The 3,585-nt window shown below is 67.9% G+C and carries 4 protein-coding genes; 2 read left to right on the top strand and 2 right to left on the bottom strand.

Features of this window, described 5'->3' with window-relative positions; all coding sequences use genetic code 11:
- Window positions 1–171: 171 nt before the first annotated feature.
- On the bottom strand, window positions 172–528 hold the full coding sequence (gene arsC / locus L5876_RS14505) for an arsenate reductase (glutaredoxin) (protein ID WP_236957075.1): 357 nt from the start codon (window positions 526–528) through the stop codon (window positions 172–174).
- Window positions 529–531: 3 nt separating this feature from the next.
- Complete coding sequence (locus L5876_RS14500) at window positions 532–1,395, bottom strand: CoA ester lyase (protein WP_236957074.1); 864 nt, start codon at window positions 1,393–1,395, stop codon at window positions 532–534.
- 21 nt (window positions 1,396–1,416) lie between these two features.
- Between L5876_RS14500 and L5876_RS14495 the strand changes: the two genes are divergently transcribed.
- Both L5876_RS14495 and L5876_RS14490 read left to right on the top strand, forming a co-directional pair.
- The gene (locus tag L5876_RS14495) at window positions 1,417–2,280 is read left to right on the top strand and encodes a bifunctional hydroxymethylpyrimidine kinase/phosphomethylpyrimidine kinase (RefSeq protein ID WP_236957073.1); all 864 of its coding nucleotides are present in this window, start codon (window positions 1,417–1,419) and stop codon (window positions 2,278–2,280) included.
- Window positions 2,281–2,290: 10 nt separating this feature from the next.
- Complete coding sequence (locus tag L5876_RS14490; RefSeq protein WP_236957072.1) at window positions 2,291–3,424, top strand: serine hydrolase domain-containing protein; 1,134 nt, start codon at window positions 2,291–2,293, stop codon at window positions 3,422–3,424.
- The last annotated feature ends 161 nt before the right edge of the window (window positions 3,425–3,585 follow it).

The following is a 3,585-nucleotide window of genomic DNA, read 5'->3' as shown; positions in this document are numbered from 1 at the left end:
GACACCCACGAGGAGCGAAACCGCTACATCCTCGACTTCGTCCGAAACTACAACCAGACCCGCCTGCGATGTCTCGATTACGAAAGCCCCGCTCAGCGCCTCAACAATCTCACGGGACACAACACCTTCGCGGGGGTGACGAAACATGGACGTTGAGCGAAGTGAACCGCTCTACAAAATATCCAGCACGTCCTCGGGCGGGCGGCCGATCACGGCGCGCTCGCCCTTGAGGACGACCGGCCGCTCGATCAGCTTCGGCGTCTGCGCCATGGCCGCGACGAGCTTGTCCTCGTTCTTCACCTTGTCGAGCCCGAGCTGCTTGTACTCGGCCTCCTTCACGCGCATCAGGTCGCGCGCGCTGTCGAGGCCCAGCCGCTCGACCACTTCGCGGATCTCCGCCTCGGACGGCGCGTCCTCCAGGTAAAGGCGGATGCGCGGACTGATCCCCTTCTGCTCCATCAGGGCGAGGGTCTGGCGCGACTTGGTGCAGCGCGGATTGTGCCAGATCACCGGCGTGTCGAGGCTCATCACTCAGCTCCTGTTTTCCACCGAACGGATCAGGGCTTCCGCCCGTTCCCGGTGCAATTGTTCGATCATCTCGCCCTCGAACGGGATGGCGCCCTTTCCGGGTGCATCCTCGAAGGCCTTCACGATGGCTTGGGCCCGTTCGATCTCCGCCGGTGTCGGCCCGAAGGCCCGGTTGGCCAGCGCGACCTGGGCGGGGTGGATCAGCGACTTGCCGTCAAAGCCCAGCGCCCTGCCCTGATGGGCTTCAAGCTCGAAGCCTTCATCATCGCGGTAGGCGTTATAGACCCCGTCGAGGACGAACAGCCCGGCCGAGCGGGCCGCCAGCACCATCGCGGCGAGATGCGGCACCAGCCCGGTGCGCGTCCGGTCGTGCGGCAGACGAAGCGCCTTGGCGAGATCATTGGTCCCGGCGATCAGCCCGGCCAGTCCGGCCCCTTCCGCCGAGGCCGTCAGCGCGGGCAGGCTCATCATCGCATGGGGCGTCTCGATCATCGCGATCAGGGGCGGGCCGTCCGGTGCCGCTTCGCGCACGGCCTCGAGATCGGCGACCCCGTCGACTTTCGGAATGACGATGAAGTCGGCCGCCGACGCCGCGTCGAGGTCGGCGCGCCAGTGCGGCGTGTCCGTTCCGTTGATGCGGATCGCGGCGCGCACGCCGGCTCCGCGCCACAGCGAGATGGCGGTTCCGACCGCTTCGCGCGCCTCGGCCTTGCCGCCCTCGCCCACCGCGTCCTCGAGATCGAGCATCAGCAGGTCGGCTCCAGTGCCGGCGGCCTTCTCGATCGCCGAGGGGCGGCTGGCCGGCACGAAAAGCGCCGAGCGCAGGAGGGCCGGAACCCTCGTTTGAATCACTTCGCTTTCGCTCATGGCCGCCCTATACCACGGAGTATGCCGCTGGTCCTCGTCCTGTCCTCGCTCGTTTCCGGCAGCCGCGTCGGCGGCGGGGTCAGCGTCACCGCGCTGCAGGCCCGCGGCGTCGACGCCATGCACGTGCCCACCGTCCTGCTCGGGCGGCATCCGGGCTGGGGCGCGCCGGGCGGCGGCGCGATCAGCGATGACCTTTTCTCGGGTGCCCTCGACGGGATCGAGTCCAACGGTCTCTTCGCCCTCACCGATGCCGTCCTGACTGGCTATTTCGCGAGCGCCGATCAGGTAAGGCGCGCCGCCGAAGCCATCGACGCCATCCGTGCGGTTCAGACCCGCAGCGCCCACAATGTCTGCGCCTATGCGCCCGAACCCCTGATCGCCGTCGACCCGATCATCGGCGATCACGGCAAGCCCTATGTGCCCGACGCCGTCGCCGAGGCGATCCGCGACCACCTCGTCCCGCGCGCCGATCTCGTCACGCCGAACGCCTTCGAACTGGGATGGCTGACCGGCCTGCCGGTTCGCGACGCCGGCGAGGCCCTCACCGCCGCCAGGGCGCTCGGCAAGCCGGTGCTGGCGTCATCGATTCCGACCGGGGACCAGATTGCCATTCTTTATGCTGATGCCCACACCGCCCTCACCGTGACGCACCCGCTTCTCGACAAGGTCCCGAACGGGACGGGCGACCTTCTGACCGCGACCTTCCTCGCCGAACGTCTCATCGGTGCAGAGCCGAAGGCCGCGCTCGAAACCGCAGCGACCGCGATCTGGGACACGCTTCTGAAGGCGAAGGCGTGGGAGGCCTTCGAACTTCCCGACGTCACAGCCCGGCTTCATCCGGTGCGCGAGGACGCGCATCTTGCGGCGCAGCCCGTGAAGGTCTAGCTCCCCGCCCATGACCGAGACACCCGAGATTTACGGAACGACCGCGCCCGGCTTCGAGCCGGTGCGCGAGGCCTTCGCCGCCAACTGGCAGACCGGCAACGAGATCGGTGCCGCCTTCGCGCTGATGATCGACGGCGAGACCGTCGTCGACCTCTGGGGCGGCTGGGCCGACCGCAAGAAGTCCCGTCCGTGGGCGGAAGACACGATCGTGCCGGTGTTTTCGACCGGCAAGGCCGTCACCGCCATGGTCATGGCGAAACTTGTCTCCGACGGGGTGATTTCCTACGATGCGCGTGTCGCGGACTACTGGCCGGAATTCGGCCGCGCGGGCAAGGAGAGGGTGACGGTGGCCGAGGCCCTGTCGCACCAGGCCGGACTCGCCGGATTCCCGGAGCCGATGGAGCCGAGCGACTGGTTCGACCGCGACCTGATCGAGGACAGGCTGGCCGCCATGCACCCGCTCTGGGCGCTGGGTCAGGGCTCGGGTTATCACCCCATCACCTACGGCTTCCTCGCCGATGCCATCGCCCGCCGCACGACCGGAAAGTCCGTCGGGGGTCTGCTCCGCGAGGACATCGCCGGGCCGCGCGGTATCGACTTTCACATCGGAACGCCGGAGCCGCTCCACGCCCGCGCAGCCGAACACGTCCTGCCCCCGCGCGCGCCCTTCCTCGGCAAGACGAATGACATCAAGGCGGCCGCGTTTCTGAAACCCTGGTCGACGCCGGGCCGCAAGGGCGCGGCCGAGTGGCGGATGGCGGAATTCCCTGCCGCCAATGGGCATGGCACCGCCCGCGCCATCGCCGAACTGCTCTCGCCCTTCGCGTGCGCCGGAAAGCTGCGGGATGCGCAACTGATCGCCCCGGACACGGTCGAGGCCGCGATGATGGAACGCGTCTCCGGCCCGGACCGTGTCCTGCCTTTCGACCTCGCCATCGGCGCGGGCGTGATGATCAACCGGGACAGCGGCCATTACGGCCCGGAACCCAGGACGGTCGGCCATTACGGCTTCGGCGGCTCATGCGGCTTCGCCGACCCGGTACGTGGCCTCTCCGGCAGCTATGTCATGAACCGGCAGATGGACGTGCTGTCCGGCGACCCCCGCGCCATGGCGCTGATCGAGACGGTGTATGGGTGTTTGTGAACGCGTCCCGTCACAACTGACGTCACCCCCGCGGAGGTGTTGTGTCCCGTGAGATTGTTGAGGCGCTGAGCGGGGCTTTCGTAATCGAGACATCGCAGGCGGGTCTGGTTGTAGTTTCGGACGAAGTCGAGGATGTAGCGGTTTCGCTCCTCGTGGGTGTC

The organism is Hyphobacterium sp. SN044, from assembly GCF_021864465.1.
GTDB lineage: Bacteria > Pseudomonadota > Alphaproteobacteria > Caulobacterales > Maricaulaceae > Hyphobacterium.
This window is presented reverse-complemented; position numbering and strand designations above follow the sequence as displayed.

Excerpts from the sequence above, each read along its gene's own strand:
- arsC (WP_236957075.1), bottom strand. The coding sequence starts at position 528 with ATGAGCCTCGACACGCCGGTGATCTGGCACAATCCGCGCTGCACCAAG.
- L5876_RS14500 (WP_236957074.1), bottom strand. The coding sequence starts at position 1,395 with ATGAGCGAAAGCGAAGTGATTCAAACGAGGGTTCCGGCCCTCCTGCGC.
- L5876_RS14495 (WP_236957073.1), top strand. The coding sequence starts at position 1,417 with ATGCCGCTGGTCCTCGTCCTGTCCTCGCTCGTTTCCGGCAGCCGCGTC.
- L5876_RS14490 (WP_236957072.1), top strand. The coding sequence starts at position 2,291 with ATGACCGAGACACCCGAGATTTACGGAACGACCGCGCCCGGCTTCGAG.